The organism is Micromonospora sp. DH13, assembly GCF_020873825.1.
GTDB classification, from domain to species: domain Bacteria; phylum Actinomycetota; class Actinomycetes; order Mycobacteriales; family Micromonosporaceae; genus Micromonospora; species Micromonospora haikouensis.
In genome coordinates, this window is sequence record NZ_JAHWGR010000016.1 from 1 (window position 1) to 21,977 (window position 21,977).

Below are 21,977 nucleotides of genomic sequence, written 5' to 3' on the forward strand. Positions count from 1 at the left end.
GCGCCGGCAGCAGCGGACGGACAAGTCCCGCCAAAGGCACAAAGCCAGTCAGGGTTAGAGTCACATCTACTGCCACCAGGCATCAGCCCATCACCTTCCGAGCCGACACGGCTAGCCTCACAGTCAGCGTTCGGCGGCCCCCCGGCCCCGGCGCCCGAACGGCAGGACCTCGGCGTCCTGGCCGTGGCTGAGCAGGTAGCCCTCCACGAAGCCGGCGTTGCGGTCGCCGGTGCGCGTCTCGATCTCGGTGAGCCGGGCCACCAGGAACTCGGTGAGCGCGCTGATCCGGTCGTTGAGCCGTTCGTGCAGCTCGGCGACGACGGCCAGGACGACCGCGGTGCCGGCGGTGGTGAGGGCGAGGAGGTTGGCGACCACGGGAAGCTCCCCGTCGCCGACCACGCCGATCACCACGTTGCCGGTCACGGCCGAGGTCAGCGCCACCGCCGCGACCACGACTGCGAACCACTTCAGGGTCATCGACAGACCCCTCCTTCTGTCCCGCAGGGCTGGGTTCGGCCTTGTCCCGTCCCCCCGCCGACGACGAGCCCAAGCAGTACGGATAGGACGCTAGCGTGCCCGTTCCGGCCCCGGAGCGAAACGATTGGGTACGGCTTGCCGTTCTTTCGCCATCTGAGGAACTAGCCCGCCCGATTACCCCTTTTTCGGACATCTACCGGGAGACTTGGGCGATACGCGAGGTATCTAATGGTTTCTCGGATGTGGAACTTCTCCGCGTCGGAGACGTTGGGGTCGACCAGCCGGCGCAGCAGCGCCTCGACGTCCGGGTCCATCGGGGGCGGTGCGGTGGCCGCCCGTGGGGTGGCGGCGCGCTCCCAGCCCAGGGCCGCGAAGGCGGCCGTCGGGTTGAGGCCGAGCCCCTCGCAGAACGCGACCACCCGTTCGGCCTCGGGGTCGCTGGCCCAGTCGCCACGCACCCAGCGGTTGATGGTCTGCCGGGAGACCCCGGTGCGCCGGGAGACCTCGGTGCCGCTCCAGGCGCGCATGGCCCGGGCGTCGTCGAGGGCCCGGCGGACGAAGGCGGCGAAGGCGATCTTCCTGGCGTGAGCGCTCTCGGTCACCCCGTGACGGTACGGCCAGCCGGATCCACTGGGGACGCCGGGCACGCCTATGTCACGTGAATGAGACACGCGTATCTGGCCGTTCGCGGCCCTTCGTGAGGGCGATTTCAAGGCGTATCACCTGCGCAGGATAGGAGCACGTCAGTGGCGGGGTAATCGGACGAAAAGCTGATACTGTCACGCTCATGGGACAGTTTACCGTGTGTCACGTGCACGAGACGACTGGTGCTCGCCTGCGTCCCTTCCCCGTCCTCAGGGGGGCGCGGTGACCGAACTCGCCACCCGTGAGCAGGCGTTCGGCCTGGTCGCGGAGGGAGTTGCCGCGGGGCTGAGCGCCCCCTGGCGGCTCTACCTCGCCCGCGGCTGCCGCTACCTGTCGCTCAACGTGGGCGACCGGGCGGAGTGGGACGCCTGGCGGACCCACCTCAACTGCCCGGAGCTCAGCGTCCGGGTCTACGACGCCGGCGGCGAGATCCGCCGCTGCTCCGTCGCCGAGCTCGTGCTCGACGGCTGCCGGATCAGCGTCGAGCTGGTCGAGGAGGTCAGCACGGACGACCTGGAGCGGCTCCTGGTCGCCGACCCCGCCGGCCCCGGAGTCGACCCCGCCGGCCCCGGAGTCGGCCCCACCAACCCCGGGGCCGGCCCTACCGGCACCGGACCGGAGGAGCGGTGAGCCCCTTCGTCGCGGTCGTCCTCGTCCTCGTCCTCGGCTCGGCCAGCTACGCCGCCGGGCGGCTGCACGGCCAGCTCAGCTACCGCATCGGCTACCGGTTCGGCTACCGGCAGGGCTACTTCGACGGCGACCGGGGCGCCTGGAACCGCCGCCGCCGGGAGGCCCAGGCCGCCATCGCCTCGGCCCTCGCCGGCCCTCCGCCGGCCGTCCGGCGTGGCCCGACCGCGCGGCAGGGCACCACGTACACCGGCTCCGCCTTCGCCGCCTCCGCCGCGCCCGCCGTCTCCGCGGCGCCCGTCCCCGGCCCGCCGGCGCACCCGGCCGGTGCCGTCGCGGTCGCCACCACGGCGACCGCCGCCGTCCGGGCGACGGCCGGGACCACGGCGGCCGTCGGCGGCCGGCACCCCGCCGTCCTGGTCCGGTGGCAGAACTGAGCCGGCCGACGAACCCGGTGCGACGTCCGCGGCGGACGCGCACCGCCGGGGCCACGTCAGACCGGTGACGGTGGTCCCACCGGCCGGGATGCGCGCAGGGGGCATGCATCCCGGCCGGTCCGCCGTGCCTGTTCACCGGTCCGACTCCCGAGATCCACGGGTCAACCCCTAGCCGGGACGCCGTGGCGCGGCTAGCGTCTAGTCATGGCGCGGGATTCCCCCCGGGCCAGCCGGCCAGCCCGGATCTGCGACCTCGCGCACGGGGCCCGCATCCGACCCCGTGTCCCCGGGCACCGGACGAGGCGGAACGCGGATGGCCGGGTGCCCATTCGCCGGAGCAGGCCTGTGACGACTCGCCGTACCCCCGCCGGTGCCGACCAGACCCCGGCCGCGACTGCCACGACCCGCCGCGCCACCCGGAGCCGCCGCGCGGCGACCCCGGTCGAGCCCGAGGAGCCCCGACCAGCCGGCCAGGCGTTCGTCCTGGACACGTCGGTCCTGCTCTCGGACCCGGCGGCCTTCCACCGGTTCGCCGAGCACGAGGTGGTCCTGCCCCTCGTGGTCATCTCCGAGCTGGAGGGCAAGCGGCACCACCCCGAGCTGGGCTGGTTCGCCCGGCAGTCCCTGCGCATGCTGGACGAGCTGCGCGTGCGCCACGGCCGGCTGGACCGGCCGGTGCCCGCCAACGACGCCGGCGGCACCCTGCGGGTGGAGCTGAACCACACCGACGACGGCGTGCTGCCGCCCGGCTTCCGCAACGAGTCCAACGACGCCCGGATCCTCTCGGTGGCGCTCAACCTGGCCGCCGAGGGGCGGGACGTGACCCTGGTGAGCAAGGACATGCCGCTGCGGGTGAAGGCGGCCTCGGTCGGGCTGCGCGCCGACGAGTACCGGCACGGCCAGGCCAGCGACCCGACCTGGACGGGGATGGCCGAGCTGGCGCTGGGCGACGACGAGATCTCCGCGCTCTACGCCGGCGAGACCCTCGACCTGGACGGCGCGGCGGGGCTGCCCTGCCACACCGGCCTGGTGCTGCACTCCGGGCGCGGCTCCGCGCTCGGCAGGGTGCTGCCCGACAAGACGGTCCGGCTGGTCCGCGGCGACCGGGAGGCGTTCGGCGTGCACGGCCGCTCGGCCGAGCAGCGGGTCGCCCTCGACCTGCTGCTGGACGAGTCGATCGGGATCGTCTCGCTGGGCGGCCGGGCCGGCACCGGCAAGTCGGCGCTGGCGCTGTGCGCGGGCCTGGAGGCGGTGATGGAGCGCCGCCGGCACAAGAAGGTGGTCGTCTTCCGCCCGCTGTACGCCGTCGGCGGCCAGGAGCTGGGTTACCTCCCCGGTTCCGAGACGGAGAAGATGTCGCCCTGGGCTCAGGCCGTCTTCGACACCCTCGGCGCGGTGGTGCACGAGAACGTGCTGGAGGAGGTCATGGCGCGGGGGATCCTGGAGGTCCTGCCGCTCACCCACATCCGGGGCCGCAGCCTGCACGACGCCTTCGTCATCGTGGACGAGGCCCAGTCGCTGGAGCGGGGCGTCCTGCTCACCGTGCTCTCCCGGATCGGGCAGGGGTCGCGGGTGGTGCTCACCCACGACGTCGCCCAGCGGGACAACCTGCGGGTGGGCCGGCACGACGGCGTGACCGCGGTGATCGAGACCCTGAAGGGGCATCCCCTGTTCGCGCACGTCACGCTGAACCGGTCCGAGCGGTCGCCGATCGCGGCGATGGTGACGGATCTGTTGGAGGAGATCCCATTCTGACCGAGATCATGCCTGTCTAGTCACCCTTTAGCGTGATTCTGCCTGTGGCCCAGGTCACAATTGGGGCTGGTGGTTTCCCATCAGCCTCACTGTGCGCGATGGTGTCCATCGAGCGTCCACGCACCGCCAAGATCGTCCGTTCTCGTCGGGCACCCGACGGCGAGGAGCGGCGGGGGCGAGTGCGTCGGCTGCGACCGGCAGGGTCGGGGCGCTCACGGCGCGGGCCGGGTCCCTCCTCGGGCCAGGGTCGCGCCGTGTCCTTGCCCCCGACGAAGGGACCACTTCGTGAGTCGGCTGTGGAGCCGGTTCGGTGCCCGTACCGCCGCCGTCGCACTGCTCTCCGTGGGCGTTGCCGGCGGCTTCTATCTGGGCGAAGACCGCGAAACCCAGCAACAGGGCCTGACCGCACAGGTCGGCCTCCAGGTGGACCAGGCCGAGTTCGACTACCAGCGCGAGCGGCAGGCCCAGCACCGGATCGTCTCCGCCGAGACGCGGGCCGCCGAGTACCAGGCCGAGAAGCGGGCCGCCGCGGCGGCCAAGGAGGCCGCCGAGCGGGCCCGCGAGGCCGAGGCGGCGTCCCGCAAGCGCGAGCGCGAGGCGGCGGCGAAGAAGGCCGCCGAGAAGGCGGCCGCCGCCAAGGCGGGCAAGCCGTACGACGGCCCGATCCCCGCCTCGTGCAGCGAGTACGGCGGCAACCGCAAGATCGGCTGCGCGCTGATGATCGACGCCGGCTTCGGCATCGACCAGTTCCCGTGCCTGGACAAGCTCTGGACGAAGGAGAGTGGCTGGAACCCCAAGGCCCACAACTCCTCGTCCGGCGCGCACGGCATCCCGCAGGCCGTGCCGGGCAGCAAGATGGCCTCGGTCGGCGACGACTGGGAGACCAACCCGGCCACCCAGATCAAGTGGGGCCTCGGCTACATCAAGGGCCGCTACAGCTCGCCGTGCTCGGCGTGGAGCCAGTCGCAGAGCGAGGGCTGGTACTGATCCGCTGAGCACCGCATTCCCGAGCACCGCGACGGCGGGGCGGGCGCGTTTCGACGCCCACCCCGCCGTCGTCGTTTCCGCCGACGGCCCCGCCGCCCGGGTGGCGGCCGGGCGGGATTGCTGATAGCTGTTTGGGCATGACCCTGCACGACGGCCCCCCGGGCGGCGACCCGCGACGCTTCGGCACCGAGGCCTTCTACGCCTCGATCGGCCGCGCCTTCGTCGCCATGTGCGCCGTCGTGCCGGTGCTCTTCCTGGTGGAGGCCCTCGACGTCGGCCTCGGCATCGACCTCGACCTGGCCGGCGGCATCATCCCGCGCCACATCGACGGGCTCGACGGGGTGCTCTTCTCGCCGTTCCTGCACGCCGACTTCAACCACCTCTACAGCAACAGCGTGCCGCTGATCCTGCTCGGCACCTTCGTGCTCGCCGCCGGCTTCCGCCGGTTCATGTGGTCCACCCTGGTCATCGTGCTGGTCAGCGGGCTGGGCGTGTGGTTCACCGGCTCACCCAACTCGGTCGTGGTCGGGGCCAGCGGCGTCATCTTCGGCTACCTGGGCGTCCTGCTCACCCGCGGCGTGGTCGAGCGGAGCTGGTGGAACTTCGCCGTCGTGCTGCTGGTCGGCCTGCTCTACGGCTGGCAGCTGCTCGGCATCCTCCCCACCGACGAGCGGATCTCCTGGCAGGGCCACCTGTTCGGGCTGGTCGGCGGCGTGGTCGCCGCGATCCTCTTCCGGCGCCGCCGAATCGAGGACGACCCGTACGACCTGGGCTCCCCGACGCTGCGGGCGTAAGGAAGGGCCCCCTGTTAACGCCTGCGGTAGAGAAGGGCACCCTTCTCACCCGCCCGCCGGGCCGCACGCGGCCCACGCCCGGCCCACGCCCGGCCCACGCCCGGCCCACGCCCGGCCCACGCCCGGCCCACGCCCGGCCCACGCCCGGCCCACGCCCGGCCCACGCCCGGGCCGCGCCCGGGCCGCACTCGGCGTGAGACGGTGCTTGATCCGGACCCGGCGCGCGCCTACCGTCGGCATCAGCACGCGTTGATCCGTGAGCGGAAAGCGACGGTACGCCATGCCCGAGGTCGATGTCGCAGTGATCGGTGCGGGGCCGACGGGGCTCTTCGCCGCGTACTACGCCGGATTCCGGGGGCTCTCCGTGGCCGTGGTCGACGCGCTGCCGGAGGCCGGCGGCCAGATCACCGCCATGTACCCGGAGAAGCTGATCCTCGACGTGGCCGGGTTCCCGGCCGTCAAGGGGCGGGACCTGGTGGCCAACCTGGTCGCCCAGGCCGCGCCGTTCCAGCCGAGATACCTGCTCGGCACCCGGGCCGAGAAGCTGTCGCACACCGACGGGCAGCCGGTGCTCGGCCTCGCCGGTGGCGAGCAGCTCACCTGCGGGGCGGTGGTCGTCACCGGCGGCCTGGGCAGCTTCACCCCGCGCCCGCTGCCGGTCGCCGACAGCTTCACCGGCACGGGGATCGTCTACTTCGTGCCGGAGCCGGCCGCCCTGGCCGACCGGGACGTGCTGATCGTCGGCGGCGGCGACTCCGCGTTCGACTGGGCGCTGGCGCTGGAGCCGCTGGCCCGCTCGGTGACCCTGGTGCACCGGCGGGAGCGGTTCCGCGCCCACGCCGCCACCGTCGCCCGGGTGCAGCGGTCGTCCGTGCGGATCGTCGTCAACGCCGAGGTAACCCGGCTGCACGGCGACAGCGCGGTGACCGGAGCGGAGATCACCGTGAAGGGGGCGGCGCCCGAGACGTTGCCCGTGGACACGGTGGTGGCCGCCCTCGGTTTCACCGCCGACCTCGGCCCGATCGCCGAGTGGGGGCTGCGGCTGGACCGCCGGCACATCCTGGTGGACAGCGCGATGGCGACGAATCTCCCCCGGGTCTTCGCCGCAGGGGACATCACCGAATACCCGGGCAAGGTGCGGCTCATCGCCACGGGATTCGGGGAGGCCGCGACGGCGGTCAACAACGCCGCCGTCGCCATCGACCCGTCCGCCCACCTCTTCCCGGGCCACTCCTCCGACGCCCCCTGACCGCGCCCCGTCAGCGGGGGAGGCCGATGAGGTCGGCCATCAGGTCGGTCTGGTGCGCGAAATACTCGGCGCGGTGCGGCAGGGTGCGGTCGATCCGGCCGAACAGCTCGAAGCTGATCAGCCCGAAGAGCTGCGTCCAGCCGGCCATGCAGCGGGCGAGCAGCGCCTCGGGCAGCCCCGGGGCGAGGGCGGCGGCGATCTCCGCGAGGTCCGCCCGCAGCGGCTCGGGCAGCCCGCCGGGGTCGGGGGCGGCGATGCGGCCGGCGGCCAGCCCGTCGCGGACGATGCCGACCAGCACGGCCGGTGGGCGCATCGCCGGCCCGAGCGTGTCGGCCGGGGCGGCGTAACCGGGGACCGGGCTGCCGTAGAGCAGGGCGTACTCGGCGGGACGGGCCAGGGCCCAGTCCCGGGCCGACCGGCAGGCGGCGTGCCAGCGCCCGCGCGGGTCGAGCCGGTCCGCGCCCGCGTCGGCCGCCTCCACGGCCGCCCCCAACGCGTCGTACGCCTCGACGATCAGCGCGGTGAGCAGGTCGTCGCGGCTCGGGAAGTAGCGGTAGAGGGCCGAAGAGACCATCCCCATGTCCCGGGCGACCGCGCGCAGGCTGAGGTTGGCGCCGTCGGTGGCGAGGTGGCGGCGGGCGACGGCCTTGATCTCGTCGAGCATCTCGGCGCGTACGCGGGCGCGGATCGAGGGGGCTGGCATGCCCCCACTCTGCCACGCGGGAGAGCGCGGATCAAATAAGAGAGCACTGCTCTTGACGCCGCTCCTCTCCGGGCGTCATGCTGGGTGCACCAGATCGAGAGCAGTGCTCTCGTTTCGTACCCCCGATTTGAAGGGTGACCTGTGATGTCGCTGCATGTGATCGTCGGCGCCGGACCCGTCGGCGCCGCCACCGCCCACCTCCTGGCAGCCGCCGGCGAGCGGGTCCGGGTGGTCACCCGGCGCGGCACCGGCCCGGAGCACCCGGCCGTCGAGCGGGTCGCCGCCGACGCCGCCGACCCGGACCGGCTCGCCGCCCTCGCCGACGGCGCGGTCGCGCTCTACAACTGCGCCAACCCGGCCTACCACCGCTGGCCGACTGACTGGCCGCCGCTGGCCGCCGCGCTGCTCACCGCCGCCGGGCGCGCCGGGGCCGTGCTCGCCACGGTCGGCAACCTCTACGGGTACGGGCCGGTCGACGGGCCGATGACCGAGGACACCCCGACGGTGGCGGGTGGCACGAAGGGGCAGGTCCGCAACCGGATGTGGGCCGAGGCGGTCGCCGCCCACCGGGCGGGGCGGGTCCGGGTGACCGAGGTGCGCGGCTCCGACTACCTCGGCGTCGGCGCGCTGTCGCTGCCGATGATGCTGCTGCCCCCGGTGCTCGACGGACGCCGGGCGGTGCTGCCCGTCGACTTCGACGCCCCGCACACCTGGACGTACGTCGACGACGTCGCGCGTACCCTCGTGCGGGCCGCCGCCGACGAACGCGCCTGGGGTCGGGCCTGGCACGTGCCCAGCCCGCCCGCCGTCTCCGCCCGCGAGCTGGCCGTGCGGGCCGCCGCCCTGGCCGGCGCCCCCGCCCCGAGGCTCACCCGGCTGCCGTACCCGGCGCTGTGGCTGGGCGGGCTGGCCAACCCGTTCGCGCGGGAGCTACGCGAGACGGCGTACCAGTTCGACCGGCCCTTCCTGATGGACTCGACCGCGGCCACCGAGACCCTCGGCATCGAGCCGACCCCGCTGGGCAGCGCGCTCGCGCAGACCGTCGCCGCCCTGCGCGCCGCCCCCGGCCCTCGTCGCCCGGTGCGCTGAGCGGGAGCTGCGGTGAGAAGGGTGACCTTCTCTACCGTAGGCGTTAACAGGGGGCCCTTCCTTAACGGCGGGCCGGGGGCCCGAAGGCGGCGAGCAGCGCGGCGAACAGGGTGAGCGCGGCACCCAGCAGCGTGTTCACCCCCGGGTGCGACGCCGTGGTCGGCAGCACCACGTCCAGCAGGGCCGCGCCGACGACCTGCCCGGCGATGGTGGCCAGGCCGAGCAGCAGCACCCCGGTGAAGCGCACGACGGCGGCGGCGACCGCGATGAAGACGATGCCGACCGGGCCGCCCAGGTAGAGCCACGGCTCGGTCGGGAGGCCGCCGCCCGGGCGGCCCCGGACGGCCACCTCCACCACGAACGCGGCGAGCAGCACCCCGGTGCCGACCGCGAAGTTGACCAGCGTCGCGGCCAGGACGCTGCCGGAGGCCACCCGGACCCGCCCGTTCACCGCCTGCTGCCACGCGAGGCCCACCCCGGCCAGCAGCGGCAGCAGCGCCAGGCCCAGCGTGGCCGGGTCGCCGAGCCGGTCGCCGACCGCCAGCAGCACGGCCAGCACGGTCAGCGCCGCGCCCACCAGACGGTTCGGCGTGACCGCCTGCCGGCCGGCGGGGCCGAGCCCCGCCCGGTCGACGAGCAGGCTGCTGCCGGACTGCCCGGCGACCGCCGCCACGGTGAACACCGCCACGCCGAGCGCGCCGATGGTCAGCCCCTGGGCGGCCACGAAGAGCGCCCCGCAGGCACCACCGAGGCACTCCCACGGCCGCAGCGAGCCGCCCGCGAGCGCCGCCCGCAGCGTGGCCAGGCCCCGCCGCCCGCTCGGGGTGGCCGGCACCAGCACCAGCAGCACCAGCAGGCCCAGGCCGAACGAGACCACGGCGGCGGCGATCCCGTCGGCCAGGCGTACGCCCAGCTCGCCGTTGATCCGGGACTGCACGGCCACGGTGACCCCGGAGGCGGTGGCCAGCCCGACGGCCGTGATCCGGCGGGCGACCGGCAGGGTCGGCGGGGACATCGTCCCGGTGGCGGTCACTCCTGCTCGGCGAGAGGGCGGCCGTCGAAGTCGACGGCCGAGTACAGCGCCAGCTTCTCCAGCCGGTGGTACGAGTCGATCACCCGGATCGTGCCGCTCTTCGAGCGCATGACGATCGACTGGGTGTACGCCCCGCCGGCCCGGTAGCTCACGCCCCGCAGCAGGTCGCCGGAGGTGACCCCGGTCGCCACGAAGAAGCAGTTGTCGCCGGTGACCAGGTCGTCGGTGAACAGCACCCGGTCCAGGTCGTGCCCGGCGGCCAGGGCCTTCTCCCGCTCCTGCGCGTCGCGCGGCCAGAGCTTGGCCTGCATGACGCCGCCCATGCACTTGAGGGCGCAGGCGGCGGTGATCCCCTCCGGGGTGCCGCCGATGCCCATCAGCACGTCGACGTCCGACTCGCCCCGGGCGGCGGCGATCGCGCCCGCGATGTCACCGTCGGAGATGAACCGGATGCCCGCCCCCGTGCGGCGGATCTGGGTGACCAGGTCGTCGTGGCGGGACCGGTCCAGCACGCAGACGGTGACCTCGGACACGTCGGTGCCCTTGACCTTGGCGATCCGGCGCAGGTTCTCGGCGACCCCGGCGTTGATGTCGACCACGTCGGCGTACTCCTGGCCGACGGCCAGCTTCTCCATGTAGAACACGGCGCTCGGGTCGAACATCGCCCCCCGCTCGGCCACCGCGAGGACGGCCAGCGCGTTGGGCATGCCCTTGCTCATCAGGGTGGTGCCGTCGATCGGGTCGACCGCGACGTCGACCTCGGGGCCCGTGCCGTCGCCGACCTCCTCGCCGTTGAAGAGCATCGGCGCGTTGTCCTTCTCGCCCTCGCCGATCACCACGACACCCCGCATCGGGATCGAGTTGATCAGCTTGCGCATGGCGTCGACGGCCGCCCCGTCGCCGCCCTCCTTGTCGCCCCGCCCGACCCACCGGCCGGCGGCCATCGCCGCGGCCTCGGTGACCCGGACCAGGTCGAGGGCGAGGTTGCGGTCGAGATCCTGGGGGGTACGCGTCCTCGTGCTCGTCATGACGGCCTCCTCCTCGCGACGTTGCGGGGTCGACCGGCGGCATGCGGCCGTCGCCGCCGCCAGCTTTGTCGCTGATCCTCACACGTTGGTCAACCTATCGTCGGGCCGGGGCGCTGGTGGCCAGCTTCCCGGCAACCGGGCGGTGGGACGTATCACCCCGGTCACTCGCGCGGTGGCGGTTCGTGGCGGGGCGACCCGGGGCTGGAACAATGGTCGGGTGGATCCCGCCCAGCCCGCCGAGCACCGCCCCGCCGAGCCGACTCCGTCGACTCCGTCGACGCCGAGCCCGTTGCCGCCGGGCCCGCCGGGTCGGGAGAAGGCCCGGTCCGAGCGGTCGCCGAAGGACATGGCGATCTCCCTGCTGGTGCTGCTCGTCCCGATCGCCCTGCTGCTCGCCTTCTACCGGGGCTTTCTCGGCGGTGACCAGCCGAGCACCGTCGACCCGGCCCCCGCCGTGGAGCAGGCCCGGGCGGCCAACGCGTTCCCGGTGAGCCAGCCGGCCGGGCTCGACTCCGACTGGCGGACGGTCAGCGCCAGCTACCGCACCGTCGAGGGCGGGTCCAGCCTGCGGATCGGCTACCTGACTCCGGAGGGGCGGGGCGCCCAGCTGGTGCAGAGCAACGTGCCGCCGGAGCGGCTGCTCCCGGCCGAGCTGACGGCCGAGGGGCAGCCCCAGGGCCCCACCGAGGTGGGCGGGCGCAACTGGCAGCGGTACACCGCCCGGGGCAACGAGCAGGCCCTGGTGCTGCTCGAACCTGGCCGCACGGTGATCGTCGTCGGGGACGCCCGCGAGAACGAGCTGCGCCGGCTCGCCGACGCGGTGCGCTAGCCAGCGCCACCGAGCCGCACCGCGCTGCGTCGAACCGCGCTGCGCCGCACCGCCCGCCGTGCGCCACGCGTCGCCGTGCGCCGTGCCGTGCCGCACCGTCCGCGGCCCGCGGCCTGCGGCCCTCTTGGTCCGCCGTGTCGTGCCGCTTCGGTCCACGACAGCGGCCCTCTCGGCTCGACCTGGTCCGCGCCACCACCGAGCGCGAGTCACACGGCGTGACTCTCGCCGCTCGGCGACCCACCTGCCTCGCGCTCCCCTTTGCTCTGCACCCGAATACGCAACGGGCACGCAGCGCGACGCGGGCACCGTCGCTCCCGTTCCGGCCGTCGCGCGTTTTGCCAGCTCTCCTAGGTGTTGCGTGTGTGGGTGCAGAGCAAAGGGGGGTGTGCGGTGTCTGGCGGGGGCGGCGGGGCGCTACGGGGAGTCAGCTCGGCCGCTCACCCCGGGCCACACCGCAGAGGTCACGGAGAGTGGCCAACTCGGGGCGGGGGGCGGGGCCGGCGGGGGACGGCGAGCGTCCGACCTTTCCGTTAGGCTGCCCCGGCTCGACCCCGGCCGCGCGATACGGCCGGGCAGCCTTTCGGAAAGAGAACGACGTGATCATTCGACGGTGGAGCGTCGGCGTCCTCGCCGCCGCCCTTTTCGTCCCCGCCCTGACCGCCTGCAACAACTCGACGGCCGCCGAGCCGGCTGCCGGTGGGGCGTCCGCCGCCCCGGCCGCGCCCGCCGACCCCAAGGAGGCGCTGCTCGCCTCCACCAAGGAGCTCAGCAAGGGCAACTTCACCTTTGCCATCACCGGCGGCGAGTTCAACGGCAGCGGCACGGTGCACATGCCGTCGAAGAGCGCCGAGATGAAGATGACCGGTGGCGACGCCGCCACCGAGGACTTCTCGATGGACATGCACTTCGTCTTCATCGACACCGACAGCTGGGTGAAGCTGGACATCTCCGGCCCGATGGCCGACGCGATCCCCGGGGCCAAGGAGCGCAAGGGCAAGTACCAGCACCTCGACCGCTCGAAGATCAAGGACGCCAAGGACCTCCAGTTCGACTTCGCCGACGTCGACCCGGCCGGCAGCGAGGCGCTGACCAAGGCGATCACCGACGTCAAGAAGACGGGCGAGGGCACGTACGAGGGCACCCTCGACGCGACCAAGGTCACCGACTCGGACGTCCTCGACGCCGACATCGTCAAGGGCATGGCGGACAAGGCCAGCGCCGTGCCGTTCACCGCGAAGCTCGACGCGCAGGGGCGGCTCACGGAGTTCCTCGTCAAGGTGCCGGCCGCCGGCTCCGCCAAGGCGCAGGAACTGAAGGTCACGTACGCCGACTACGGTGCGGCCACCGCCGTGCAGCAGCCGCCGGCGGACAAGGTCGTCGAGGCCTCCGACCAGCTCTACGAGATGTTCAAGAACTGATCCGGGGCAGGTGAGAGGGCGGCGTCCGCCGCCCTCTCACCTGCGGACGGTGGGTCGGATGAACCGCGTGGGGATTGCGGAACCCGGCAACAGGGAACAGAAGTAGGCGTTCCCTCCGGCGCCCATGCGGGCCGGACGACCCACTTGGAGAGGTTCACGTGACCATTCGACGCTTCAGCGCGGCGGTCTTCGCCGCGACGCTGCTCACTCCTGGTCTGGCCGCCTGCAACAGCACCGGGACCGGCGAGGCGGGGGCCTCCGCGTCCCCCACGGTCTCCGGCAGCGCGGCAGCAGGCAGCGCCTCGCCCGGCAGCGCCTCGCCCGGCACCGGCGACGCCAAGCAGGCCCTGCTCAACTCCACGAACGAGATCCGCAACGGCAACTTCCGGTTCACCATGACCGGCGTCGGCACCACCGCCGAGGGGCAGGTGCACCAGCCCAGCCAGAGCGCCCAGATCAAGCTGAGCATCGGCGACGCCTCCTCGGACGTCTCGATGAAGCTCGACCTGGTGCACCTCAAGCCCGACAGCTGGGTCAAGCTCGACCTCGGTGGCCAGGCGGCCAAGCTGCCCGGCGTGCAGGGCCTCAACCTCGGCAAGTACCAGCACCTCGACCAGAGCCGGATCAAGGGCAACCGCAACCTGGGCTTCGACTTCGAGAAGGTCGACCCGGCGGGCAGCGAGGTGCTGACCCAGGGCGTCACCGAGGTGCGGCAGACCGGTGAGGGCGCGTACGCGGGCACCATCGACGTGACGAAGGCCGCCGAGGCCGGCTCGCTGAACGCCGAGCTGATCAAGGCGCTCGGGCAGCAGGCCCAGTCCGTGCCGTTCACCGCCAAGCTGGACCCGCAGGGCCGGCTCAGCGAACTGGTCGTGCAGATCCCGGCGTCCGGGCAGAACAAGGCCCAGGACATCCGGATCACGTACGCCGACTACGGCGCGGCGACCGCCGCCCAGCGCCCGCCGGCCGACCAGGTCGTCGAGGCCCCGAAGGAGCTGTACAACCTGTTCAACTGACGGGTGTGCCGGGGCGGCGGCAGCGCCGCCCCGCAGCCACGTCCGCCTCAGGCGTCCGGCTGCCGCCGGGCCGCGTCGATGCGGGCCCGCGCGCCGTCGAGCCAGTGCTGGCAGACCTCGGCCAGCTTCTCGCCGCGCTCCCACAACGCCAGCGACTCCTCCAGCGAGGTGCCGCCCGTCTCCAGCCGTTCCACCACCGTGGCCAGCTCGGCGCGGGCCTGCTCGTAGCTGAGCCGCTCGTCCGGCCCGGCGTTCTTCTCGTCAGTCATCCGTCCCATCCCAGCACATCCCGCCCCGCGGTCACGCGCGGCTCAGCCGTCGACCGTGGCGGCCAGCTCGCCCTCGGCGAGGCGGACGCGCAGCGCATCGCCCCGGCCCACCTCGCCGGCCGCCCGCACCACCTGGCCGTCGGCGCGCTGGACGATCGCGTAGCCCCGCTCCAGGGTCGCGGCGGGGGACAGGGCGCGCAGCCGGGCCAGGGTGTGCCGCAGCTCGTCCTGGGCCGCGCCGAGCCGGTGGTGCAGGGTGCGCCCCGCCCGCTGGCGCAGCGCGGTCACGTCGGCGGCCCGCTGCTCCACCATCACCTGCGGCCGGGCCAGCACCGGCCGGGACCGCAGCCCGTCGAGGCGGTGCGCCTCCCGGTCGACCAGGTTGCGGACCGCGCGTTCGACCCGCTGCCGGGCCTGCCGGATCAGGCGCAGCTCCTCGGCCAGGTCGGGCACGACCCGCTTCGCGGCGTCCGTCGGGGTGGAGGCCCGCACGTCGGCGACGTAGTCGACCAGCGGCGCGTCCGTCTCGTGGCCGATGGCGCTGACCACCGGCGTACGGCAGGCGAAGACCGCCCGGCACAGCGCCTCGTCGGAGAACGGCAGCAGGTCCTCGATGCCGCCGCCGCCCCGGGCGATGACGATCACGTCGACGGTCGGGTCGGCGTCGAGCACCTTCAGCGCGTCGACGATCTGCGGCACCGCGCCCGGCCCCTGCACGGCCACGTTGACCGTGCGGAACTCGACCGCCGGCCAGCGCCGCCGGGCGTTGGTCAGCACGTCCCGCTCGGCGGCCGAGGCGCGGCCGGTGATCAGCCCGATCCGGCCCGGCAGGAACGGCAGCCGGCGCTTGCGGGCCCGGTCGAACAGCCCCTCGGCGGCCAGCAGCTTCTTGAGCTTCTCCAGCCGGGCCAGCAGCTCGCCGAGGCCCACCTGGCGGATCTCGTCGGCGCGCAGGCTCAGCGTGCCCCGGGCGGCGTAGAACTCGGGCTTGGCGTGCAGCACCACCCGGGCGCCCTCGCGCAGCTCGGGGGCCCCGGCGTCGAGGACGTCCCGGTTGGTGGTGACCGTGAGGCTCAGGTCGGCCGACGGGTCGCGCAGGGTGAGGAAGACCGTGCTCGCCCCGGGGCGGCGGCTGATCTGCGCCACCTGCCCGTCGACCCACACCCAGCCGAGCCGGGCGATCCACGCGCCCACCTTCTGGCTGACGACCCGCACCGGCCACGGCTCGTCGGAGCTGCTGCGTCCGCTCTCATCCGCACTCACGCCCCCACCCTACGGACGCCGGGAGGGCGGCCCGCGCAGCCGGTGCCGCCTGTCGGGGCGGCAGTACGATGGGCGGGTGACTCAGGCTGAGACGACTCCCCGGACCGGCAAGCGCGTGCTCCTGGCCAAGCCCCGCGGCTACTGCGCGGGCGTCGACCGGGCGGTGCAGACCGTCGAGGAGGCGCTCAAGCTCTACGGCGCCCCGATCTACGTGCGCAAGCAGATCGTGCACAACAAGCACGTGGTGCAGACCCTGGAGGCCAAGGGCGCGATCTTCGTGGAGGAGAACGAGGAGGTGCCCGAGGGGGCCACCGTGATCTTCTCTGCCCACGGCGTCGCCCCGGAGGTCTACGAGCAGGCGAAGGCCCGCTCGCTCAAGGCGATCGACGCCACGTGCCCGCTGGTGACGAAGGTGCACCAGGAGGCCAAGCGGTTCGCCGCCGAGGACTACGACATCCTGCTGATCGGCCACGAGGGGCACGAGGAGGTCATCGGCACCGCCGGTGAGGCCCCCGCGCACATCCAGCTCGTCGACGGCCCGGACGACGCCGACAAGGTCACCGTGCGGGACCCGAGCAAGGTGGTGTGGCTCTCCCAGACGACGCTGTCGGTCGACGAGACGCTGGAGACGGTTGCCCGGCTCAAGTCCCGGCTGCCGCTGCTCCAGTCGCCGCCCAGCGACGACATCTGCTACGCCACCTCCAACCGCCAGCACGTGGTGAAGGAGATCGCCCCCGACTGCGACGTGGTGCTCGTCGTCGGCTCGCGCAACTCCTCGAACTCGGTCCGGCTGGTCGAGGTCGCCCTGGACGCCGGGGCCCGCGCCGGCCACCTCGTCGACTTCGCCCACGAGATCGACGACGCCTGGCTGGAGGGGGCCCGCACGGTGGGCCTGACCTCCGGGGCCAGCGTCCCCGACGAGCTGGTCCAGGAGGTCCTGGCGCACCTCGCCGCGCGGGGCTTCACCGACGTCGACGAGGTGGTCACCGCCAACGAGCGGCTGACCTTCTCGCTGCCGCAGGAGCTCAAGCGCGACATGAAGGCCGCCGCCTCGGCCCGCGCCTGACCGGCCCGCGCCGCCAGGGCGGGAACGGATCGGCGGCGGGAAGCGTCTGATCGGTATGAAGACTCCTCGGACCATCGTCGCCGCGCTGGTCACCTGCGCGGCCCTGAGCGCCTGCGGCGGCCAGGGCACCGGTGACGGCAGCGCCGCCCCCAGCCCCTCCGGAGGAGCCGCGGTGACCGACGCGCCCAGCGCCGACCCGGTCGACCCGTCCGCGCCGTCCGGTTCGGTGCCCCCGGGCCGCCCGAGCCTCCCGCCGAAGCCGGGCAACCCCAGCGTCCCGCCGGGCGTCGGGGCCACCACGCTCACCGGCACCGTCGAGGCGGGCGTGGAGCCCGGCTGCCGCCTGCTGGACGGCTACCAGCTCATCGGCGGCCCCGCCGACGTGCTCACCGCCGGCGCCAAGGTCGAGGTCACGGGGCGGGCCAAGCCCGACCTGCTCACCACCTGCCAGCAGGGCATCCCGTTCGTCGTGGAGTCCGCCCGCAAGTCCTGACGGCGGCCGGGCCCGGCCCGGTGCCGGCAGGAGCCCGCCCCCGCGGGGCGGGGACGGGCTCCTGTGGTGAGGCGGAAGGTGGTCAGGCGGCGCGGATCAGTTGACGGCGCCGATCGCGACCGAGCCGCGGCCGACGACCGCGCCCTCGGTGGTGGTGACGGCCAGGTCGCCGTAGAGCGCCCGACCGGCGGCCGGGGCGGACTGGGCGGTCACCGTGCCGGTGAGGGTGGCGGTGGCGCCGTTGGCCAGGGAGAGCGGGGTGGCCGGAGCGGTCAGCGTGCCCAGCGACGCAGCCGAGAACGAGTCCCGGTAGTCGTAGGCGGTGCTGGTGCCCGGCCCGTCGACGGCGTACCCGTCGACCAGGACGCGGTAGGTGCCGGCCGGCGGGTTGGTCAGCGTCACCGCCTCCTCCGAGTCGCCGTCGGCCGAGCGGCCGACCTCGGTGGTGCCCCGGAAGACGAACAGGTCCAGGTCGGCCCCCAGGTCGGCGGTGTTGCCGATGCGGGCCGTGAAGCTGGCCGCGCCGGCCGGCACCTCGACCAGGTATTCCTGCTGCGCGCCCTCGGCGATCGTCGGCCGCTCGGCGTGCACGCTGGCCAGCGGGCCACCCTGACCGGTCACCGAGACCGGGCCGAAGGTGTTGGCCAGGGACCAGGTGACCTCGGTCGGTGCGCCGGCGGTGACCGACGGCAGCTCGACCACGGCCGGCGAGACGGTGACGCCCTGCACCCGCACCTGGAGCTGGTACGGGTTGTCCAGCGCGGGCGAGGTGCGCCGCGACTCCACCTCGAACTCCCAGACCCCGGCGATCGGCTTCTGGTAGTCCCGCTCCTGCGGCTTGCAGGCGGCGGCGTCGGAGAAGTTGGTGTAGCAGGCGGTGCTCGCGGTGCTCTCCACCGGCACGCCGTACGGGTTGATCGCGATGAACCGGGTCTGCGAGCCGGTGGCGATGCCGGACAGGTTGACCTGGATCGCGCCGGCGCCCGCCGGCACCGTCACGAAGTACGAGGTGGAGCTGTTGCGCTCGACCGAGCCACCGGCCGAGAAGGAGTACGCCGGCTTCGCCACGTCGGTGGCGGCCACCACGACGGTGGAGACCTCGAAGTCGACCACCGAGGTGGCCGGATCGTCGATCACCAGGAGCGCGCCGTGCGCCCCGGCGGTCTTCGGCTTGGCCTTCACGGGAATGGTGAGGGTTTTGTTCAGCGGCAGCCACACCTGCTTCTGCGCGCTGAAGGTGCCGTCGTTGCCGCGCAGCGTCACGGTGTGCAGCAGGCTCTTGTTCGGGCCGCTGGTGCGGGTGACCTTCACCTCGTACGTCTTGGACTTCTTCAGCGGCTGCCCGCCCTGCGCCACGGCGCAGCGGTTGTAGACGCCGGTGCCCCGGTGCGGGTTCGGCACGAAGGCGCCGGTGGCCTTGTCGTACCGGGTCAGGTTCGCCGACAGTTCGGTGCAGACGGGCGCGTCGGAGACGTACGACCGGGTCTGCACGCCCTTGGCCAGCAGCGCCCACGCGCCCGGCACGTCGAACATGCCGTAGCCCTGCGCGTACGTCGCGACGCCCGCGATGGGCTTGGCCGAGGTGTAGACGGCCCGGCGCAGCGCGGCCGGGGTGACCCCCTTGTCGGTTGCCTTGGCGGCCGACAGCAGCAGCGCGGCGGCACCGGCGGCCTGCGGGGACGCCATCGAGGTGCCGTTGAGCATCTGGTAGCCCGGCGGCAGCGGGTAGCCGGCCTCGGGGACGGGGTTGCCGGCCTGCCAGGTCGGCGCGGTGGAGATCGCCGAGCCGGGGGCCGCGATGTTCGGCTTGAAGCCGCCGTCCTCACGCGGGCCGCGCGAGGAGAAGTTGAACAGGGCGTTGTCCTTGGCCACGACCGAGCCGTAGTTGCCCAGCCAGGTGTCCTTGCTGATGCTCGCCGCGACGCTGACCACGTTGTCGGCCACCGACGGGTCGCCGACGGTGTTCAGCCCGGGGCCGGAGTTGCCGGCCGAGATGAACAGCTGCACGCCGTACGTGTTGATCAGCTCGTTGTAGAGCTGGGAGCGGGCGTTCGAGCCGTCGTTGAGCGCCGGCAGGCCGCCGATCGACATGTTGACCACGTCGACCCTGCGGTTGATCACCAGGTCGGCCATGCCGGTGGTGAGCGCCGCGGCGGTGCAGCCGCCGCCCCAGGAGCAGGCGCGGGCCGAGACCAGCTTCGCGCCGGGGGCCGCCCCGTCGAACGCGCTGTTGCCCAGCATGTCGTTGGCGGCGGTGATGCCGGCGACGTGCGTGCCGTGGGTCGACTCGACGATGCCGATGTTGACGTAGTCGACCAGGCCGGGGCCGCCGACCGGCGTCGTGTCGACGTCCTCGCGGTATTCGACGACGAACGGGATCTGCTCGCGGACCGCGGTGGCCGGATTGTCCGTGCCGAAGTGCCCGACCTGGAAGTTCTCCTTGTACGGGCGCATCACCGGGTCGTCGGTGAAGTCCCGGTTGCCGTTGGCGTCGACCCGGATGTCGTGGGTCGTGGCGTCGTAGAGGATGCCGAAGGTGTCGGTGGTGTCGCCGTCGCGGTTGACGTCGCCCTCCGGGTCGCTGCCCGCCGTGATCGACTCGCGGAAGAGGTTGAACCGGTAGCTGCCGGCCGGAGCCGTCCACGTCGCGCCGCCCGCGGTGAAGCTCGGGCCGGCGACCTCGGTGATCATCGCGCGCCAGGTGGCGTCCTCCAGCGGGTCCGTGGCGGTCACCCAGTCCACGATCTTGCGCTCGCCGGTGGTGGTGGTCTGGAGCGCCGGGTGGTCGAGGTCCACACCGGAGTCCATGATGCCGATGGTGACGCCGCGGCCGTCCCACGCCGGGTGCGCGGCCTTGAACGCCTCCGCGCCGGTCTCGTTGGTCGGCATGTACGGGTTCACCGCGCCGGTGTCGACGCCCGGCCCGGCGAGGGTCTCGCCCTGCGCGGCGACCTTCGCGCCGGCCGGCGCGGCCTCCGGGGCCGGGTCGGGGAGCTGGATGGTCTCGTCGAGGTCGACCGCGGCGACGCCGGGGAGCGTGGCGGCCTTGAGCACCTTGGCGGTGGGGACCTTCGCCAGGACGTAGCCGATGGAGTCGAAGCGCCGGCTCACCGTGCCGCCGAGCTGCCGCACCGCGTCCGCGACGTCCTTCGCCTCGCCCTTGTCGGTGGCGACGATCAGGGTGACGGTCTTGGCGTGCTTCGCCTCGGCCTCGCTCAGCAGTTTGGCGTCGTGTGCGCCCAGCGTCTCCACGGCGGTGGCCTGCGGAGCCTCCGTGTCGGTGGTGGGGGCGGCGCTCGCGGTCGCGGCGCCACCGACGCCGGTCATGGCGCCGGCGGCCACGACCGACGCGAAGAGCCCGGCGGAGGTGCGCCGGCTCAGGTTTCGGGGTCTGCTCACGTTCTCTTTTCCTCCAGAGAACAGGGCCCTGAAGTCACAGGGCGCGCGTGAGCGAAATCCTTTGTGCTGGCTGTGGCTGGTGTCACTACCGGCCGGTACGTTGTGACCACTTCGTGACATGCATAGGCGCGCATTGTCACATGTGTGCTGCTATCGAGGCCGGGTCGACGGGTCCACTGGGGACGGCCCGGTCAGGCGGTCGAGCCGCAGGTCAGGCCCGTCGGCCCCGCCGAGCAACTCGGGGGACTGCGGCTGCCGAGGTGCCACCTCCACCTGCGGCGGCGCGGCCAGCTCCCGGTCCGACACGCCCAGCTCGGCGAGCTTGCGGGCGCTGACCAGCACCCGTGCCTCCAGCGAGCCGACCGCCCTGTTGTACGCGGTCACCGCCCCGCCCAGCGACGCCCCCAGCTTGCCCACGTGGTCGCCCAGCGTGGACAGCCGCCCGTACAGCTCGCGGGCCAGCGAGTGCACCGCCACCGCGTTGCGGGCCAGCGCCTCCTGTCGCCACGAGTACGCCACCGTGCGCAGCAGCGCCACCAGGGTCGCCGGGGTGGCCAGCACCACGTTGCGGGCGAACGCGTGCTCCAGCAGCGTCGGGTCGCGCTGCAACGCCACGTCGAGGAACGGGTCGGCCGGCACGAATAGCACCACGAACTCCGGGGTCTGGTCGAACGCCGCCCAGTACGTCTTCGCCGCCAACGCGTCGACGTGCGCCCGCAGGTGCCGCGCGTGCGCGTCGAGGTGAGTGTCCCGCCCCCGCTCGTCGCGGGCCTCCATCGCCGTCAGGTACGCGTCGAAGGGCGCCTTCGCGTCCACCACCACCGAGCGGCCACCGTGCAGCCGGACCACCAGGTCGGGGCGTACCCCCTGGTGGTCCGTCGCGGCGGTGACCTGCTCGTCGAAGTCGCAGTGCTCCAGCAGGCCGGCGGCCTCGACGATGCGGCGGAGCTGGTGCTCGCCCCAGCGCCCCCGCACCTGCGGCGCGCGCAGGGCCGCCACGAGCTGCTTGGTCTCGGTGCGCAGCTCGCCGGAGACCGCGCCCATCGCCCGCACCTGCTCGCGCAGCTCGGCGTACGCGTCGACCCGCGCGTGCTCCAGCTCGGCGACCCGGGACTCGTAGCGGCGCAGCGTCTCGTGCAGCGGCGCCACCGCCCGGGCCACCGCCTCCTGCGACTGCGCCGTCGCCTCGTAGCTCAGCGCCCGCATCGACTGCTCCAGCCGCCCCTCGCCCTCCCGGGTCGCGGTCAGGGTGGCCTCCAGCCGGGCGAGGTCGGCCGCCGACCGGGACCGGGCCGCGAACCAACCCAAGGCGCCGCCCGCGCCCAGACAGAGCACCACCACGGCCAGCGTCGAGAAGCTCATCACCAGAGCTTGCCAAACGCGTACGACGGGCGCGCCCC

At 73.5% G+C, this 21,977-nt stretch carries 21 protein-coding genes; 12 read left to right on the forward strand and 9 right to left on the reverse strand.

Going from position 1 to position 21,977, the window contains the following annotated elements; translation table 11 throughout:
• Nucleotides 1-123 precede the first annotated feature (123 nt).
• Together LPA42_RS17130 and LPA42_RS17135 are read right to left on the reverse strand one after the other, a co-directional pair.
• The gene (locus tag LPA42_RS17130; RefSeq protein WP_043961892.1) at nucleotides 124-477 is read right to left on the reverse strand and encodes a hypothetical protein; all 354 of its coding nucleotides are present in this window, start codon (nucleotides 475-477) and stop codon (nucleotides 124-126) included.
• A 161-nt stretch (nucleotides 478-638) separates the two neighbouring features.
• Entirely contained in the window at nucleotides 639-1,079 is a 441-nt protein-coding gene (locus tag LPA42_RS17135; protein WP_043961893.1) for a helix-turn-helix transcriptional regulator, read from the reverse strand.
• A 265-nt stretch (nucleotides 1,080-1,344) separates the two neighbouring features.
• Here LPA42_RS17135 and LPA42_RS17140 point away from each other — a divergent pair, with 265 nt between their 5' ends.
• From LPA42_RS17140 to LPA42_RS17165, 6 genes are all read left to right on the forward strand, one after another.
• Nucleotides 1,345-1,752: a hypothetical protein gene (locus LPA42_RS17140; protein WP_228986679.1), complete on the forward strand. Its 408-nt coding sequence runs from the start codon at nucleotides 1,345-1,347 to the stop codon at nucleotides 1,750-1,752.
• Nucleotides 1,749-2,186, forward strand: a complete 438-nt coding sequence (locus tag LPA42_RS17145; protein ID WP_077936147.1) for a hypothetical protein — start codon at nucleotides 1,749-1,751, stop codon at nucleotides 2,184-2,186. Before LPA42_RS17140 ends, LPA42_RS17145 begins: the two co-directional genes overlap by 4 nt.
• A gap of 345 nt (nucleotides 2,187-2,531) precedes the next feature.
• Nucleotides 2,532-3,941, forward strand: a complete 1,410-nt coding sequence (locus LPA42_RS17150; RefSeq protein ID WP_077936148.1) for a PhoH family protein — start codon at nucleotides 2,532-2,534, stop codon at nucleotides 3,939-3,941.
• Nucleotides 3,942-4,226: 285 nt separating this feature from the next.
• Nucleotides 4,227-4,928 carry a lytic transglycosylase domain-containing protein gene (locus tag LPA42_RS17155; protein WP_077936149.1) on the forward strand — a complete coding sequence of 234 codons (702 nt, stop codon included), beginning with the start codon at nucleotides 4,227-4,229 and terminating at the stop codon, nucleotides 4,926-4,928.
• Between the two features lie 137 nt (nucleotides 4,929-5,065).
• Nucleotides 5,066-5,722, forward strand: a complete 657-nt coding sequence (locus LPA42_RS17160) for a rhomboid family intramembrane serine protease (RefSeq protein ID WP_077936150.1) — start codon at nucleotides 5,066-5,068, stop codon at nucleotides 5,720-5,722.
• 280 nt (nucleotides 5,723-6,002) lie between these two features.
• A complete protein-coding gene (locus tag LPA42_RS17165; protein WP_077936151.1) occupies nucleotides 6,003-6,971 on the forward strand; it encodes an NAD(P)/FAD-dependent oxidoreductase in 969 nt (322 codons plus the stop codon).
• A gap of 10 nt (nucleotides 6,972-6,981) precedes the next feature.
• Here LPA42_RS17165 and LPA42_RS17170 read toward each other — a convergent pair whose 3' ends face one another.
• Nucleotides 6,982-7,674 (reverse strand): TetR/AcrR family transcriptional regulator, encoded by a 693-nt coding sequence (locus LPA42_RS17170; protein WP_077936152.1) that lies wholly within the window; start codon nucleotides 7,672-7,674, stop codon nucleotides 6,982-6,984.
• Nucleotides 7,675-7,818: 144 nt separating this feature from the next.
• On the opposite strand from LPA42_RS17170, the gene LPA42_RS17175 reads away from it, so the two are divergent.
• Complete coding sequence (locus LPA42_RS17175) at nucleotides 7,819-8,763, forward strand: NAD-dependent epimerase/dehydratase family protein (RefSeq protein ID WP_077936153.1); 945 nt, start codon at nucleotides 7,819-7,821, stop codon at nucleotides 8,761-8,763.
• Nucleotides 8,764-8,824: 61 nt separating this feature from the next.
• Here the strand turns inward: LPA42_RS17175 and LPA42_RS17180 are convergent, their stop codons facing one another.
• Both LPA42_RS17180 and glpX read right to left on the reverse strand, forming a co-directional pair.
• A complete protein-coding gene (locus tag LPA42_RS17180) occupies nucleotides 8,825-9,778 on the reverse strand; it encodes a DMT family transporter (protein WP_043963949.1) in 954 nt (317 codons plus the stop codon).
• A gap of 14 nt (nucleotides 9,779-9,792) precedes the next feature.
• Complete coding sequence (glpX, locus tag LPA42_RS17185) at nucleotides 9,793-10,824, reverse strand: class II fructose-bisphosphatase (RefSeq protein ID WP_043961901.1); 1,032 nt, start codon at nucleotides 10,822-10,824, stop codon at nucleotides 9,793-9,795.
• 217 nt (nucleotides 10,825-11,041) lie between these two features.
• Here glpX and LPA42_RS17190 point away from each other — a divergent pair, with 217 nt between their 5' ends.
• The 3 genes from LPA42_RS17190 to LPA42_RS17200 all read left to right on the forward strand — a co-directional run bounded on the left by LPA42_RS17190 (nucleotide 11,042) and on the right by LPA42_RS17200 (nucleotide 14,087).
• Nucleotides 11,042-11,653 carry a DUF4245 domain-containing protein gene (locus LPA42_RS17190; RefSeq protein ID WP_077936154.1) on the forward strand — a complete coding sequence of 204 codons (612 nt, stop codon included), beginning with the start codon at nucleotides 11,042-11,044 and terminating at the stop codon, nucleotides 11,651-11,653.
• A gap of 596 nt (nucleotides 11,654-12,249) precedes the next feature.
• The gene (locus LPA42_RS17195; protein ID WP_077936155.1) at nucleotides 12,250-13,071 is read left to right on the forward strand and encodes a hypothetical protein; all 822 of its coding nucleotides are present in this window, start codon (nucleotides 12,250-12,252) and stop codon (nucleotides 13,069-13,071) included.
• Between the two features lie 158 nt (nucleotides 13,072-13,229).
• Nucleotides 13,230-14,087, forward strand: coding sequence for a hypothetical protein (locus LPA42_RS17200; RefSeq protein ID WP_043961903.1), 858 nt, complete (start codon nucleotides 13,230-13,232; stop codon nucleotides 14,085-14,087).
• Nucleotides 14,088-14,134: 47 nt separating this feature from the next.
• On the opposite strand, the gene LPA42_RS17205 is transcribed toward LPA42_RS17200, so the two are convergent.
• On the reverse strand, nucleotides 14,135-14,356 hold the full coding sequence (locus tag LPA42_RS17205) for an exodeoxyribonuclease VII small subunit (RefSeq protein WP_043961904.1): 222 nt from the start codon (nucleotides 14,354-14,356) through the stop codon (nucleotides 14,135-14,137).
• Nucleotides 14,357-14,398: 42 nt separating this feature from the next.
• Nucleotides 14,399-15,619: an exodeoxyribonuclease VII large subunit gene (gene xseA, locus LPA42_RS17210; protein WP_077936156.1), complete on the reverse strand. Its 1,221-nt coding sequence runs from the start codon at nucleotides 15,617-15,619 to the stop codon at nucleotides 14,399-14,401.
• Nucleotides 15,620-15,695: 76 nt separating this feature from the next.
• Between xseA and LPA42_RS17215 the strand changes: the two genes are divergently transcribed.
• Nucleotides 15,696-16,685: a 4-hydroxy-3-methylbut-2-enyl diphosphate reductase gene (locus LPA42_RS17215; RefSeq protein ID WP_077936157.1), complete on the forward strand. Its 990-nt coding sequence runs from the start codon at nucleotides 15,696-15,698 to the stop codon at nucleotides 16,683-16,685.
• Nucleotides 16,686-16,740: 55 nt separating this feature from the next.
• Nucleotides 16,741-17,178 carry a hypothetical protein gene (locus LPA42_RS17220; RefSeq protein ID WP_077936158.1) on the forward strand — a complete coding sequence of 146 codons (438 nt, stop codon included), beginning with the start codon at nucleotides 16,741-16,743 and terminating at the stop codon, nucleotides 17,176-17,178.
• A 96-nt stretch (nucleotides 17,179-17,274) separates the two neighbouring features.
• On the opposite strand, the gene LPA42_RS17225 is transcribed toward LPA42_RS17220, so the two are convergent.
• A complete protein-coding gene (locus tag LPA42_RS17225; protein ID WP_077936159.1) occupies nucleotides 17,275-20,577 on the reverse strand; it encodes a S8 family serine peptidase in 3,303 nt (1,100 codons plus the stop codon).
• 150 nt (nucleotides 20,578-20,727) lie between these two features.
• Nucleotides 20,728-21,939 (reverse strand): DNA recombination protein RmuC, encoded by a 1,212-nt coding sequence (locus LPA42_RS17230; protein ID WP_228986680.1) that lies wholly within the window; start codon nucleotides 21,937-21,939, stop codon nucleotides 20,728-20,730.
• Between the last annotated feature and the right edge of the window lie 38 nt (nucleotides 21,940-21,977).